This window comes from Anaerovibrio slackiae (assembly GCF_009695585.1).
Lineage (GTDB): Bacteria > Bacillota > Negativicutes > Selenomonadales > Selenomonadaceae > Anaerovibrio > Anaerovibrio slackiae.
This window is the reverse complement of sequence record NZ_VUNR01000023.1, coordinates 16,054-30,887: the sequence shown is the minus strand read 5'-3', so window position 1 is coordinate 30,887 and position 14,834 is coordinate 16,054. Positions and strand designations below refer to the sequence as shown.

Sequence of the window (14,834 nt, the reverse complement as noted above, 5' to 3'; positions counted from 1 at the left end):
TTTATCATACATGCAATTTTCTGTCAATACAGATTATTATAACATGTTATCATAACCTGTCCTTGCAGCCTGCTATTACCAGATGTTATCCACATCATTACTGGCTATTATTACAGTTCACTATTGCATCCTGCCTTATTCCCTGGGCATGGCATAACGCAGTGCTTCCGTCAAATCAGCAGCTCCATAGAGGGCAATCCCCTCCACAGCCTTTTCATTTTTCAGCTGCTGGTAGTTTTTCCTTGGCAGGACGGCACTGGTAAAGCCCAGCCGCGCCGCCTCCCTGAGCCTGCCCTCCGCCTGGCTCACAGCCCTGACCTCCCCGGAAAGCCCCACCTCCCCGAAGACGATGGTCTGAGGGCGCAGGCGGCGGTTGGCAAAGCTGGAGGCCATGGCAACGCAGATGCCAAGGTCTGCCGCCGGTTCATCAATGCGGATGCCTCCTGCCACCTTTACAAATACATCACAGGCACCGATGGCAAGGTGCACCCGCTTTTCCAGCACCGCCAGAAGCAGCTGGATGCGCTTGATATCCACCGAGTCCGAGGTGCGGCGGGGCGGCACATAAGGCGTCTGAGCCACCAGTGCCTGCACCTCCACCAGCAGGGGCCGTGTTCCCTCCACCGTAGGCACGATGATGCTCCCTGCCTCCTCCGTCCGCTCTGACAGGAACAGCCGGGAGGCATCCGGCACATCCACCAGCCCCGTATCGCGCATCTCAAAGATGCCTATCTCGTTGGTGCTGCCAAAACGGTTTTTCACCGCCCGCAAAAGGCGGTACTCAGAGTTGCCGCCCCCCTCAAAATACAGCACTGTATCCACAATATGCTCCAGCACCCTTGGCCCTGCCAGGGTGCCGTCCTTGGTCACATGCCCCACCACGAATACGGCAATGCCGTTGGTCTTGGCCAGCCGCAAAAGCTCCACGGCGCACTCCCTGACCTGGCTGACGCTGCCCGGCGCGCTCTGCACATCGGGACGGAAAACCGTCTGAATGGAGTCCACCACCAGGAGCTCCGGCTTTAGCTGCTCCACATGCTGGCCGATATGCTCCAGATTCGTCTCGCTGACTGCCAGCAGGCCTTCCTGCACTGCTTCCAGCCTGTCAGCACGCATGCGCACCTGCCGCACGCTTTCCTCCCCGGTCACATAGAGCACTTTTTTGCCCATAGCCGCCTCATTGGCACACACCTTCAGGGTGAGGCTGGACTTGCCGATGCCGGGATCTCCAACAATCAGCACCATAGAGCCCGGGATAATGCCGCCTCCCAGCACCCTGTCCAGCTCCTGGGAACCAGTAGTCATGCGGGGCAGATCCTCCACCGCCACCTGGCTGATAGGGCAGGGCCTGCTGCTCTCAGACAGGCCCAGGCTCAGTCCCCGGGACTGGTTCTTTTCCTCACGGACTATTTCCTCCACCATGGTATTCCACTGGCCGCAGCCGGGGCATTTCCCCAGCCATTTTGCTGTGTCATAGCCGCAGCTCTGACACACGTACATGGTTTTCTTCTTTGCCATCACTCACCGACTCCATCTCTGCCACAGCTTTGCTGCCAGCCTGATCGTCCATCTGCCCAGCCACACGACAGCAATGCCGAAGCTCAGCAAAAAATTCAGCAGGGAGTCAAGTGCCCCCCTGCTCATGGGCATACCGCCCCTGCCGCCTGCACCGCGCTTTTTCAATCTCCCGCTCCCCATCATGAAAGCTCCGCCAAGGTAGTAAACAGGGACTTGACCAGCTTCACCCTGGGCTCAGGGGGCATATTCTCATAGGCTGACTTGACAGCCTGCAGCAAAAGGGAACATTCCCGGGTGGAAATCATCTGATGCTGGATGAGATATTGAAGCATTGCCTTAACCTCCACAAACTCCGTACCGGCATCGATTTTGTCCAGCATCTCCTGATAGATAATGTTCCTGAAAGGCACCCTGACTACCCGGATAAATCCCCCCAGCCCCCGGCGGGACTCCACGGAAAAGCCCTTGTCATGGGTAAAGCGGGTATTCAGCACATAGCTTATCTGGGAAGGGGCGCAGGATATCTCATCGGCAATATCCGTCCGCCTCAGCTCCACCTGCCCGGTCTGCTGCTCTGCCAGCCTTGTCAGAATATAATCCTCTATCAAATCTGCAATATTACTGCTCATACTTACACCTTATTCCTTAAAACGAATTGACAATTTGACCTTTCCTATATTATATTTGACATTTTGACATTACGCAAGCACTTTTTTCTCAAGGAAAAAACCGCCTGCAAAATCCTTGCAGACGGCCACTCCCATCGCTGTACAAACAGCGGTATTTATCTTTCTTGATTTTTCTGGCTTTGCCATGCCCATCAGCTGCGGCTGTTGGCAGCATGAATCTGCTCCTTTGCCTGCTGCATGGCCTGCATGGCACCGCCCACATCATTGTGAATGTTCTCCATGGCATTGACGATGCCGCCGGCATGATTCTGAATAGCCGTCATGGCTGTGTTCATATTGGCCAGCACATGGTCAAACAACTGATTTGCATAATGCTCTACATCCGCCTTCATCTGTGCAGTCTCACTTTCGGCAGCCTCCTTGAGCTGCCCGGCCTGTGCCTCCGCCTCTTTGGTCATTTCCGTGGCCTTGGCATTAGCTTCCTCAATGATATTCCTGGCCTGCTCATTGGCCTGCGCCACCAGCGCATGCTCATCCACGGTCTTCTGGGCAAGCCGCTTTGCCTTTTCGATAATCTCCTCAGCCTCTGCATTGGCCTTGGCAATAATCTGCTCTGACTCGGTCTGGGCAGCCCCGATGATCTCGTCCCGGCGGCGGCAAACCTCCATGGCATCGCTGACCTCCCTAGGCAGCTCCTGGCGCAGCTTGTCCATCAGGTGAAAAAGCTCATCATCCTTGATCATAACCCTGTCTACGAGAGGCATACGGCTTGCACCAGCCACATAATTCTCAATTTCTTCCAATACTGCATCAATCTTCAACATAGCGTCGCCATTCATTGCAATTACCACCTTTTATATAACACTCAGCTGTGCGAAGCCATTACCGTCACACAGAATTTTTCCCATTCAGATATTCTACCACCTCATGAGGCACCAGCCGGGAGTAATCCCCCTTGAAGCGGATAATCTCCCTCACCACCGAGGAGCTGTAGCTGTTGTACTCCGGCTTGCCCAGAAGGAACATGGTATCCAGCTCCGGGTGCATGGACTTGATAATCTGCGCCTGTCCCTGCTCGTACTCATAATCCGTCACAGAGCGCAGCCCCCTGACAATCACCTGAATATCGTTGGCAATCATGTACTCTGCCAAAAGACCGTCAAAGGCAACCACCTTCACATTGGGAATATCCGCCACCGCACTCCTGAGAAGCTCCATGCGCTCCTCCGTCTGCAGGAGGGGCGTCTTTCTGATATTGTTAAACACGCCGATATAAAGCTCGTCAAAAATCCTTGCTGCCCTCCGGAATATATCCACATGCCCCAGGGTAACAGGGTCAAAGCTGCCCGGGCAAATCGCTCTTTTCATTCTGCATCCTCCCTGCCGTTCCCCGGCGGCAAATGAAAAAAACCAATCCGTGTGGTCCTGCCATAGCTCTGCTCCCTGACAAGCCGCAGCCTGCCGGTAGCTGGCAAATCCGCCTCATCGCCCCCATACTCCACCACCACGATGGCATCAGGAGCCAGTACCTCCCCCTTATCCAGGTATTCCAGCACCCTGTGTGCCAGCCCCTGATGATAAGGTGGATCACAAAAAACCAGGTCAAAGCGCTCTCCCTGACCGGCAAGGCGGTGCAAAAGGGCAAAGACATCGCCCTTTAGCACCCTGCACCTGTCAGACAGGCGTGTATGCTCCGCATTGAAGCTGATAATATCCGCTGTTGCCTTGTCAATAAAGACACAGCTATCAGCACCCCGGCTCAGGGCTTCCAGCCCCAGCGCCCCGGTACCTGCAAAAACATCCAGCACCCTGCCGCACGCATCGCCGCCCAGGATGCTGAAAAGGGACTCCTTCACCCTGTCCGATGTAGGCCTAGTACTCATTCCCTTTGGAGTTTTCAGATTGCAGCCCTTGGCTGTACCGGTAATAATGCGCATACAAAAACCTCAAAAAACAAATTCTTTTCTATTCTAACATATTTCCAGCGATAATTGAATAATTTTTTTAGCCTATATCACGCTAATTAGTATAAATTGTACACCATTTTAATACAGACGCTGCAGCACATCATCATCCATCTTAAAGGTATGCTCCTCCGCCGGATAAGTGCCTGCCTTCACTTCCTCATCATAGGCACGGAAAGCAGCCTTCATCTGCTCCCCCAGCTCCGCAAAATGCTTCACGAACTTCGGCTTGAAGCCGCTGAACAGCCCCAGCATATCCTGATAAACCAAAATCTGTCCGTCACAGCCGGCACCTGCCCCGATGCCGATGGTCGGGATAGTCAGCTTGGAGCTGATGAGCTCTGCCAGCTTTGCAGGGATGCATTCCAGCACCACCGCAAAGGCACCTGCCTCCTGAATGGCCAGGGCATCCTCCACCAGCCTCTTGGCGCCTTCCTCGCTCTTGCCCTGCACCCGGTGCCCACCCAGGGCATTGACGGACTGAGGCGTAAGTCCCAGATGTGCCATCACCGGGATGCCTGCATCGGTAATCGCCTTGATCTGAGGGCAGACTGCCGCGCCCCCCTCCAGCTTGACGGCGTTGGCACGGCCTTCCTTCATCAGCCGCCCGGCGTTCATCACCGCCTGCTCCACGGATACCTGATAGGACATGAAAGGCATATCAATAACCACCATGGTATCGTTGCAGGCACGGGCCACGGCACCGCCAAAGGTAATCATATCCTCCATGGTGACGGAGATGGTATCAGGCAGCCCCAGCATCACGTTGCCCAGGGAATCCCCCACCAGTATGCCGTTGATACCGGCTTCCTCCTCCAGCCGGGCTGTAGAATAATCATAGCAGGTCAGCATGGAAATCTTTTCGCCCTTCTGCTTCATTGCCAAAAAAGTTGCCACGGTGTTTTTCATTTAGCTTCGTCCTTTCTTCCAGCCTGCAGCAGCTCTGCCGCAGCCGCCTCAATACCTTTTCTATATTCCTCATCCAAAAAAGCCCCGATGGAGGTATCATCATAGTCAGCATTCCTGGCCTTGGCCAGCTGCAAAAGCCGCCTGGAAAGCAGCAGGTACAAAAGCCTGTCCTCACAGCCCTCAAGAACTGCCAGGTGCTTTGCCAGCGTCCCGGTATCTCCCCGCTGCACAGGCCCTGTCAGTGCCCTGACCGCGCCTTCATCCGCCACATGGGAAGCATTGCCGAGAAAAATTGGCGTCAGTGCCTTCTGTGCCGCCTCCGGCTGGAAGCCGCACTCCATCAGCATGCGCCTGCTTTCCTCAAAAAGCGCCACCACCTGATTGCTGACAATGGCGGCCGCCGCATGGTACTTCGCCTTGCAGCCTGCCTCGATGAGCTGCACCTGAAGCCCGGCTGCCCTCAGCCATTCCAGCATAAAATCCCTGCGCCCGGCAGAGCCCTCAAGGGTAAAAAAAACATCCGCCATCTGGCTATAAGCATGAAACCTGTCACTTATAGCAAAAAGCGGATGAACAGAATATCCATAGGCTCCTGCCGCCTCAACTCCCGGAAAGGCAGCCTCTGCCGTCATGGCACCACTGGCATGACAAAAAATCTTTCCCTGAATACTGCCGGCTGACCGGCACAGCTCCCTGTAGCAGGATGCAATGGCATCATCGGGAACCGTCAAAAACAGCACATCGCTATCTGCCAGCAAATCACTTGCACACCGGTAAATGTTCGCTGCCGTAAACTCAGCTGCTTCCCTGGCTGACTGAATATTGCGGCTGTAATAGCCTGTAACTTCGCCCCCGTGCCGGCTGAAATACTTCCCCAGGGTAACCCCCACCTTGCCGGCACCTATAAAACCAATCTTCATAAGCATCACCTCTCTAGTATGGTGATGTGCTGCCCAAAATATCAGGAAAAAACCTTGCAGAAAATCATAGTACAGTTTCCAAACAGAATACCGTCCATCACCTGCAATACTACCACACACACCGTCAAAAGTAAAGATGGGCAAAGCAAAAAACGGCACCTGGCAAAGCCATATAAAGCTCTGCCCATGCCGTCCCTTGTCTCGCAGGCAGCCTTACTTTGCCGCCTCGCCAATCTTCTTGTCCATGCCCTTGATGTGACTCTGCAGCCACAGAGCCAGAAAGTCCAGTATCTCCAGAAGCCCTTCCTGCTGGTTCACGTCGATTTCCTTCAGGTTGTAGGACTCCAGCTTGTTGATGAACTGGGTATGCTGATGCAGCTGGCTGAAACGCTTAGGGTAGTTGATGCTTTTCATGTACTCCTCCTCATGGTTGAAGTGGTACTTGGTATAGTCCCTCAGCTCCTCCAGCACCGCCACAATCGCATCATATTTATCCGTCACGAACTGATTTGTCAGCAAATCGTAGGCACGGTTCGCTATCTCAAAGAGCTTGGCATGCTCCTCATCAATAAAATCAATTCCCGTATGATAGTCCTTGGTAAACTCATATTTCATAATTAATGCCCCCAATCTATGATATATGCACCATTATTATACACGATTATTAACAAAATTGCACTATGCCAGAAAAACTAATCTGGCATAAGTCGGAAATTATTTTCTGCCCAAAAACAGAAAAATGTAAATATTTTTCTTGACAAAACGCTCAGCAATCATTATAATAATATTTGTTGTGAATAACACAGTACACAAAAGAAAATATAGGGGTATCGCCAAGTTGGTAAGGCACTGGATTCTGAATCCAGCATGCGTTGGTTCGAGTCCAGCTACCCCTGCCATTGAGCTTTCAGCCGTTCCGACAGGAGCGGCTTTTTTACTGCCCAAAATTCTAAATTCCGTGCAGGGGAGCTGTCAGAGTGTATCAGCGATACGCCAATGGGCGGAAAGGCAATGCCAATGCAGGCACGCTCGCGCTACTATCCGTGCCTAGCGGATGCTAAACTCACGCTTCGCCTGCGGCTCGCGACGTCGCAGCACAAGACAACGCATTGCAGTTGTCTTGTGCTGGGTGATATGCCACTGGCATATCACCCGCCGCGCACCGAGGCACGGCTCAGTGCCTTGCATTGGCACCGACTTTTCCGCCCATCACAATCCCTGCTCATAGCCACTATCCCAAACAGCTCCCCACCAGCCTCCCGGCTTCCCTGTTCAAGTTCTACGTTACATGAACAACACATACAACTTCGCAAATGAACAAACTCGTCAGTCAGACCTATAAAAGAGTGCCATGGCATGTGCCATTCGCAGGGCACTGAGACGCGCCTCGGTGCTTAGCAATTCGCAAGCCGTAAGGCGCAGCGAGAGCTTAGCACCGCTAGGCGTGGATAGTAGCGCAAGCGTGCCTGCGATGGTACTGCCATGACACTCTCTAAAAAGGTCTGACCACAAAGTTATACACTATTATATACTATTATGCACTATCATGCACTATTATGCCCCAGCCTCAGAACTTTTTCGGCTGCACAAACAACGCCTTGATAGTGATATTGACCTTCTTCACCACCATGCCGGTCATATACTCCACATCCTTGCGCACCTGGTTCTGCAGCTTCTGCACCAGGGTAGGAATATGCTTGCCGTAGCTGATGACCACATCACAGCCGATGACGATACCGGCAGACTCAAAGCCTACCTCCCCGTCCCCCTTGTAGACATGCTCAATCCTCACATCAGCCACCTTGGTAACATTCTCCCCATCCACCAGAAGCTTCCTGACGATAGCCTTGATGGCCCAGTCATCGATAATCAGCTTGCCATAATAGCTGAACACAGGCCGCACGATAGACTTTTCCCCCAGATGGCGGCGTCCGTCCTCGCGCCTCTTTTTCAGCAGGGAATTAATCGGGTCCACCAGATAGCCGGAAAAATGCGGCTTCAGCTCAATAGTCGGCACCGGGATAATATGCTTGCCCTCCCGCAGCCTGTGGAAGCGTGCCTTGTCCATCTCGGACTGGGTGGCTATATCCTCGATGTGCACGAAGCGGGAAACCTCCGGCAGCTTCAATGCCTTGGCAATCTTGCTGGCCATGTTTTCGGAGGTGCCCAAAATCAGAATCCGCACCGGCTTTGTTTCCTCAATAGCCTTGCGGACCTCCTCCGCATGTCCCGGCAGCACGAATATGGCACGCTTGACTGCCAGCACCTTGTTCTGCTCCCTCTTGGCAGACTTGCCGGCAATAATCTTGCCATTCTTTATCAGCAGGCCATCATCAATAATGGCATCAGCCTGATTGTTATGGGCAACCAGAAGGGCACGATGGCTCTTTCCGGTGCCGCTTGGCCCCACTAAAGCAATAACCTCCATAATAATATCCTCCAAACTCCCTGTCACGCCCTGCAACAGCTAAAACTCTAACCTGCTTATCCCAATTTGCGCAGCAGCAATATCCTTACAGCTCCGGCTCCCGGTACAGCTCCTCCGCATACTCATCAGGCACCGTAAACTCCCCCAGGAATTTTGGCAGCCTGCCTGCAATGCCATGAAAATCCGAGCCGCCCGTCACCAGCAGATGATACTTGTCCGCCATTTCCAGATACCGCCTGGTATCCTCATCCGTATGGCGGGGATAAATGGCCTCAATGCCCTCGATGCCCTTTTTCAGCAGCTCCTCTACCAGCTCATCATCCTTCACCAGCTTGGGATGTGCCAGCACCGGCGTACCGCCGCTGTTCTTTATCAGGTCGATAATCTCCTCCGGCTCCAGGCGGTAGTGGGAAACATAGGCAGGCTTGCCCTTTTCCAGAAGCTGGGCAAAAGTATCTGCCACAGTCGGAAAATAACCTTTCTTCACCATGGTCTGAGCAATATGGGACCGGCTGATGGAGGTGCTGCCATCGGCAATCTCCAGCACATCAGTCTCGTTTATATCATAGCCCAGCCCCTGCAGCTTCTCCACCATAGTAGAAAACCTGGTCCAGCGCCCCTCAACCACATCGTTGAGCCTGTCCCCCAGTTCCTTGTTGTATATGTCGATGTTGTACCCAAGAATGTGAATCTCACTGGTCTCATGATGGGCACTGAACTCAATGCCCGGAATAATCCTTATGCCCGGCTGGGGATAAAGCCCCTGCTCATAGAGCTGGTGCAATCCTGCCACCGTATCGTGATCCGTAATAGCAATATAGCTAAGCCCGGCTTCCTTGGCAGCCTCCACCAGCTCCTCCGGAGCCAGCAGGCCATCGGAACAGCTGGTGTGGGTATGTAAATCGCTTGACATCAGTTTATACCTCTAGTTATAGTTATACCTTCGTATATTCTGTATATTCGCTTTCTATTGAAAAAATCCTGCTTGTGGAAAAATTTTTCCTCAAATACCTGCCAAATGACAGCATCACTCGTTGAGCAAAATCCGCTCCACCTTTACCGCCTTCTTCGAGGCATCATCAATCTCCACCAGCAGCGCCGAGTAAACGGCAGGCCCTTCTGCCAGCTCAAACCGCACCGGCATGCAGGTAGTGAACTTCTTGATGATTATCTCAGGCTTTACCCCCAGCACGGAGTCCCAGGGACCGCACATGCCCAGGTCTGTAATATATGCCGTCCCCTGAGGCAGAATCCTGGCATCGGCAGTCTGCACATGGGTATGGGTTCCCACCACTGCCTGCACCCTGCCATCCAGGTAAAAGCCCATGGCCATCTTTTCCGAGGTGGTCTCCGCATGAAAATCCAGGATAAAAATATCCGCCTGGTCGCCAATCTCCGCCAGGATGTCCTCTATCTTCTGAAAAGGGCAATCCATCTCAGGCATAAAAGCCCTGCCTGACAAGTTGATGACTGCCACATTGGCGGAGCGGAAGGGATAAATGCACCAGCCCTTGCCAGGCGCCCCCTCCGGATAGTTGGCAGGCCGCACCAGATACGGCTCATCATCAATAAAGCCGTATACTTCCCTGTTATCCCAGATGTGGTTGCCGGAGGTCACGATATCCGCGCCCCCCCTGTACAGCTCATCCAGGGACTTGCGGCTGATGCCCTTGCCCCCGGCAGAATTCTCGCCATTCACAATCACCAGGTCAATGCCCCTGCTCTGCTTCAGCTCCCTGGTATAGCGGTCAAAGGCCCTGCGGCCTGTGCGCCCTACCACGTCACCTGTAATTAAAATCTTCAACCTATTTCCTCCCGGTGCTTAATAGACCATTACCCTGCCTTCCTCACGGATACCCACCATATTCTCATGGATATGGTTTGTTCTCAGAAAACGTATCCTGTGGTCAATCATCTCTGACTGATTAAAAAGCACATCCTCATCAATATTGTTCACGGTATCAGCCAGCAGCAAATCACTGAAATGATCCCGGATGATACTCACCAGAATATCCAGCTCAGCCCTGGTCAGGCTATCTATGTCACGGAAAATGCGCAGCACCCCCTTGGCGTAGAAAAACGCCAGCCTGGCCCTGCTGAATCCCTCCAATTCGTGGTAAAGCCTCATGCTGTCAGTAATCACCTTGTCAGCTTTCTTCATGCGTTCCTCTGTGGGAACATCCTTCAGTGTAAAATCAAGCCAGACACCGCTATCCTCGGAATCCAGCGTTACCTTTGCCATTTCAGGAAAGCACATCAAAATAGATGCCACCAGCTGAATGCCATCCATTGATGCCTCGCTGGGAGTAACTCCTGTTTTATTCTCGCCCATAATCTTCCTCCTTTTCAATCCTGACGAAGATTACTATCTATTACCAATTATCCAACATTCCAAAATAAACTGCAATACTTATCTTTTCAGCCAAAACTTTAACCTGCTATATTTAATGAAAAGGAGCTGCCATCCCACGACAACAGCCCCACTCATTTGCCAATAATTATTTCGCGTAATCAACTACACGGGTTTCACGGATAATAGTAGCCTTTATCTGGCCAGGGTATTCCAGCTCAGCCTCAATCTTCTTGACAATATCGTGAGCCAAAGTAATGGCACCTGCATCGTCAACCTTATCCGGCTTGACCATCACGCGGATTTCGCGGCCTGCCTGAATGGCAAAGCAGCGCTCAACACCGCTGAAGCCCTCGGCAATCTCCTCCAGGCGGGTAAGACGCTTCAGGTATGCCTCCAGGCTCTCACGGCGTGCCCCAGGACGGGCAGCAGAAACGGCATCTGCCGCAGCCACCAGCACAGCCTCCACCGTATTCGGCTCCACATCACCATGATGTGCCATAATGGCATTGATGACATCCTTGGACTCACGGTACTTCTTGGCCACATCTGCACCGATAGTAACATGGGTGCCCTCCACCTCGTTATCGATGGACTTGCCAATATCGTGGATAAGGCCGGCACGCTTTGCCAGCATTACATCCACCCCCAGCTCCGCAGCCATCATGCCTGCCAGGTGGGATACCTCCACGGAGTGATTGAGCACATTCTGGCCATAGCTGGTGCGATAGCGCAGACGCCCCAGAAGCCTTACCAGCTCAGGGTGCAGCCCGTGCACGCCTGTATCAAAGGTAGCCTGCTCACCGGCCTCCTTGATGCGCTGCTCCACCTCCCGGCGGGCTTTCTTCACCATATCCTCAATGCTGGTAGGATGAATACGGCCATCAGCAATCAGCTTCTCCAGGGCAATCCTTGCCACCTCACGGCGTACCGGGTCAAAGCCCGACAGGATAACAGCCTCCGGGGTATCATCAATAATCAGGTCAATGCCGGTCATGGTCTCAAGAGCGCGGATATTGCGCCCCTCACGGCCGATAATGCGTCCCTTCATCTCGTCATTCGGCAATGCTACCACAGAAACCGTAGTTTCTGCCACATGGTCAGCAGCACAGCGCTGAATCGCCATGGAAATAATATTCCGTGCCTTCTTTTCAGCCTCGTCCTTGGTCTGCTGCTCATAATCCTTAATCATCATTGCCTTCTCGTGCTGCAGCTCCTCCTCGACCTCGGCCAGCAGCATGGTCTTTGCTTCTTCCGTGGTCAGGCTGGAAATGCGCTCCAGCTCCGTCTTCTGCTTCTCGTGCAGCTCATTGATGGCAGCCTGACTCTTTTCCAGCTTGGCTTCCTTGGCAGCAATGGCCTCCTCCTTCTTTTCCATGGAGTCCAGCTTGCGGTCAAGGTTCTCCTCCTTGGATACCAGACGGCGCTCCTGCCGCTGCAATTCATTGCGGCGGTCACGGGTTTCACGATCTAATTCCTGACGAAGACGATGTACGTCTTCCTTTGCTTCTAACAGCTTTTCCTTCTTTGCAGCCTCACCCTTGGACTCTGCGGCTCTGATAATGCGCTTTGCTTCCTCCTCGGCAGAGCCGATCTGCTTCTCAGCAGCCTGCTTGCGCATCATATAGCCCCCAGCACCGCCTGCCGCCAGGGCAACAACTGCTGCAAGTATAATCTCAATGATAATAACACACCTCCCCTTCTAAAATTTTTTTGCCATCTCATGGCGTTAATTATCATTTAGCGGCTGTGACTACACACAACCATACCATTCTATTTTACGAATTATTAAGATTAAAGTCAAGAAGTTAAATTTCAGTTTATACAGCGGTCGGCAATAGCAAGTTTCGTCAGCCTCCCGGCTCCCCCTTTTCAGCTTTTTCGTAAAGTCAGATTGATTACCTTGGTAGCGTACAGCAGAGTATAGTTGATAACTATGTGCATATCTGTTCAGACACAAAGAGGGACAGGTGCGGCATGTACCCAAAGAAAACCTTGAGTGCAGCCTCGCTTCTTAGCGAGTGCGAGCGTAAGCGACGCAGGAGCTTAGAAGCGCGAGGCTGTGCTAAGAGCGAGAGCGAGTTTTCTATGGGTACTGCCGCTACCTGTCCCTTTATAATGTCTGAACAGAGTCCACTAACTATCAAACCATTTCAGTCAGTATGTGCACGAAGTAACAAACCGGCACTACGACAAACTGAAATTCACACCTTCATGCGATTAATAGCACTGAACAGCGCCATAACCGAAGCAGACATAACATCCGTATCCATCCCGGCACCCCAGGTAATAGTCCCATCCGGAGCAGTCACGCCGATATATGCCATAGCACGGGAGGTGGAGCCTATCTCCAGGGCATGCTCACTGTAAATGAGGTTGCTGTAGCGCACATCGGTATTTTCCTGAATAGCATTGCTGATGGCATCCAGGCGACCGTTGCCCTTTGCCTTGAAGACAGTCGGCTTGCCGTTGATTTCCAGCTCCACATAGCCGGTACGGGTGCCGTCCACCTCTTTTTTCAGGCTGAAGTCAATCAGCTTGTACGGCTCGCTGACATTCACATACTCATCCTGGAAAATCTGATAGATTTCATCACCCAGCAGCTCCTTGTGCTTGTGGTCGGATACCCCCTTGACGCAATAGCCAAAATCCTCACGCATCTTCTTCGGCATAGAAATACCATACTTCTGCTCCATGATATAAGCAACGCCCCCCTTGCCGGACTGGCTGTTGATGCGGATAACATCAGCCTCATATTCACGACCTACATCATGAGGGTCAATAGGCAGATACGGCACAGTCCAATGGTCAGGGTCCTGCTCCTCACGCCACTTCATGCCCTTGGCAATAGCATCCTGATGGGAGCCGGAGAAAGCTGCAAATACCAAGGCACCGGCATAAGGCTGGCGCTCATGGACACGCATACGGGTAACCTTCTCATAGAGGTCAACCAGATCAGGCAGGTTGCTGAAATCCAGTCCAGGGTCTACCCCCAGTACATACATATTCATGGCAATGGTGACAATATCCGCATTGCCGGTACGCTCGCCATTGCCGAACAGAGTTCCCTCGATGCGGTCAGCACCTGCCAGGATGCCCAGCTCTGAGTCAGCCACACCGCAGCCCCGGTCGTTATGCGGATGCAGGGACAGCTCCACCGCATCACGGTATTTCAGGTTCTGGGAAATATACGCCACCTGCATGGCATAGATGTGAGGCATGGACATTTCCACAGTTACAGGTATGTTGATAATCGCCTTGCGGTCAGGTGTCGGCTGCCATACATCCAGCACGGCATTGCACACCTCCAGGGCATACTCAGGCTCGGTGCCGGTAAAGCTCTCCGGGGAATACTCAAAGCGGTAGTTGGCCCCTGCTTCCTCCGTCAGCTTCTTCAGGAGCTTCGCCCCCTCAATGGCTATCTGCTTGATTTCCTCCTTGTCCTTGCGGAACACCTGCTGACGCTGTGCCAAAGAGGTGGAGTTATACACGTGGACAATGGCATTCTTGACACCCTCCAGTGCCTCAAAGGTCTTCTTGATGATATGCTCACGGGCCTGGGTAAGCACCTGCACGGTCACATCATCAGGAATCAGGTCTTCCTCCACCAGGCGGCGCAGGAACATATACTCAGTCTCAGAAGCAGCCGGGAAACCCACCTCAATCTCCTTGAAGCCCACCTGCACCAGCATCTTGAAGAACTCAATCTTCTCATCCAGGCTCATTGGGATAATCAGTGCCTGGTTGCCATCCCTGAGGTCAACGGAGCACCAGGTTGGTGCCTTGTCCGGGTGCTGCTTGTAAGCCCAGCTCAGGTCAATGGTCGGCGGCATAAAATATCCTTCATGATACTTCTTTACATTTTCCATTACAAATCTCTCCTTTTAATCCTCGGCAGGCAAAATCCTGCCCAACTACATATCAACCCTCGGAGACCGGGCATATAAAAAGGCTCCGTCTCCTTTTACAGAGACGAAGCCCGAAAACTCCGTGGTACCACTCATCTTCGCACAAAGCCTGTGCGCACTCATTACGGATACATGCATATCCTCCTGCTGTAACGGCCAGTTCCCGGCACCGCCTACCATGCCGCCACCATATCATAGCACAACCATG

The 14,834-nt window shown here is 52.8% G+C and carries 15 protein-coding genes, 1 tRNA gene and 1 other annotated feature (1 of these 17 running past the window's edge); of the genes, 1 reads left to right on the top strand and 15 read right to left on the bottom strand.

All coding sequences use genetic code 11. The features are described 5' to 3' along the window. Nucleotides 1-135 precede the first annotated feature (135 nt). The 9 genes from radA to FYJ84_RS10680 all read right to left on the bottom strand — a co-directional run bounded on the left by radA (nt 136) and on the right by FYJ84_RS10680 (nt 6,555). Nucleotides 136-1,521 carry a DNA repair protein RadA gene (radA, locus tag FYJ84_RS10720; RefSeq protein ID WP_328596381.1) on the bottom strand — a complete coding sequence of 462 codons (1,386 nt, stop codon included), beginning with the start codon at nt 1,519-1,521 and terminating at the stop codon, nt 136-138. After that, a complete protein-coding gene (locus FYJ84_RS10715) occupies nt 1,522-1,683 on the bottom strand; it encodes a hypothetical protein (protein WP_154407607.1) in 162 nt (53 codons plus the stop codon). 14 nt (nt 1,684-1,697) lie between these two features. Further along, the gene (locus FYJ84_RS10710; protein ID WP_154407606.1) at nt 1,698-2,147 is read right to left on the bottom strand and encodes a CtsR family transcriptional regulator; all 450 of its coding nucleotides are present in this window, start codon (nt 2,145-2,147) and stop codon (nt 1,698-1,700) included. A gap of 191 nt (nt 2,148-2,338) precedes the next feature. Further along, nucleotides 2,339-2,986, bottom strand: a complete 648-nt coding sequence (locus FYJ84_RS10705) for an ATP synthase subunit B family protein (protein ID WP_154407605.1) — start codon at nt 2,984-2,986, stop codon at nt 2,339-2,341. 49 nt (nt 2,987-3,035) lie between these two features. Then, nucleotides 3,036-3,515 (bottom strand): pantetheine-phosphate adenylyltransferase, encoded by a 480-nt coding sequence (gene coaD, locus FYJ84_RS10700; protein ID WP_154407604.1) that lies wholly within the window; start codon nt 3,513-3,515, stop codon nt 3,036-3,038. Further along, a complete protein-coding gene (rsmD, locus tag FYJ84_RS10695; protein ID WP_154407603.1) occupies nt 3,512-4,084 on the bottom strand; it encodes a 16S rRNA (guanine(966)-N(2))-methyltransferase RsmD in 573 nt (190 codons plus the stop codon). The genes coaD and rsmD overlap by 4 nt, the downstream gene beginning before the upstream one ends. 108 nt (nt 4,085-4,192) lie before the next feature. After that, on the bottom strand, nt 4,193-5,020 hold the full coding sequence (gene panB / locus FYJ84_RS10690; RefSeq protein ID WP_154407602.1) for a 3-methyl-2-oxobutanoate hydroxymethyltransferase: 828 nt from the start codon (nt 5,018-5,020) through the stop codon (nt 4,193-4,195). Next, nucleotides 5,017-5,940, bottom strand: a complete 924-nt coding sequence (locus tag FYJ84_RS10685; protein ID WP_154407601.1) for a Rossmann-like and DUF2520 domain-containing protein — start codon at nt 5,938-5,940, stop codon at nt 5,017-5,019. Before FYJ84_RS10685 ends, panB begins: the two co-directional genes overlap by 4 nt. 213 nt (nt 5,941-6,153) lie before the next feature. Then, the gene (locus FYJ84_RS10680) at nt 6,154-6,555 is read right to left on the bottom strand and encodes a bacteriohemerythrin (protein WP_154407600.1); all 402 of its coding nucleotides are present in this window, start codon (nt 6,553-6,555) and stop codon (nt 6,154-6,156) included. 208 nt (nt 6,556-6,763) lie between these two features. Here FYJ84_RS10680 and FYJ84_RS10675 point away from each other — a divergent pair. Beyond that, nucleotides 6,764-6,839: transfer RNA gene (locus FYJ84_RS10675), tRNA-Gln, on the top strand. A gap of 668 nt (nt 6,840-7,507) precedes the next feature. Here FYJ84_RS10675 and FYJ84_RS10670 read toward each other — a convergent pair. The 6 genes from FYJ84_RS10670 to FYJ84_RS10645 all read right to left on the bottom strand — a co-directional run bounded on the left by FYJ84_RS10670 (nt 7,508) and on the right by FYJ84_RS10645 (nt 14,587). Further along, nucleotides 7,508-8,368, bottom strand: coding sequence for an Asp23/Gls24 family envelope stress response protein (locus FYJ84_RS10670; RefSeq protein WP_154407599.1), 861 nt, complete (start codon nt 8,366-8,368; stop codon nt 7,508-7,510). Between the two features lie 85 nt (nt 8,369-8,453). Next, nucleotides 8,454-9,281 carry a PHP domain-containing protein gene (locus tag FYJ84_RS10665; protein ID WP_154407598.1) on the bottom strand — a complete coding sequence of 276 codons (828 nt, stop codon included), beginning with the start codon at nt 9,279-9,281 and terminating at the stop codon, nt 8,454-8,456. Between the two features lie 114 nt (nt 9,282-9,395). Further along, the gene (locus FYJ84_RS10660) at nt 9,396-10,172 is read right to left on the bottom strand and encodes a TIGR00282 family metallophosphoesterase (protein ID WP_154407597.1); all 777 of its coding nucleotides are present in this window, start codon (nt 10,170-10,172) and stop codon (nt 9,396-9,398) included. Between the two features lie 18 nt (nt 10,173-10,190). After that, on the bottom strand, nt 10,191-10,700 hold the full coding sequence (locus FYJ84_RS10655) for a hypothetical protein (RefSeq protein WP_154407596.1): 510 nt from the start codon (nt 10,698-10,700) through the stop codon (nt 10,191-10,193). Between the two features lie 166 nt (nt 10,701-10,866). After that, nucleotides 10,867-12,402, bottom strand: a complete 1,536-nt coding sequence (rny, locus tag FYJ84_RS10650; RefSeq protein WP_405721809.1) for a ribonuclease Y — start codon at nt 12,400-12,402, stop codon at nt 10,867-10,869. A 520-nt stretch (nt 12,403-12,922) separates the two neighbouring features. Then, nucleotides 12,923-14,587 carry a 2-isopropylmalate synthase gene (locus FYJ84_RS10645; RefSeq protein WP_154407594.1) on the bottom strand — a complete coding sequence of 555 codons (1,665 nt, stop codon included), beginning with the start codon at nt 14,585-14,587 and terminating at the stop codon, nt 12,923-12,925. A gap of 96 nt (nt 14,588-14,683) precedes the next feature. Continuing rightward, nucleotides 14,684-14,834, bottom strand: a binding site (T-box leader); it runs 131 nt beyond the window's last position.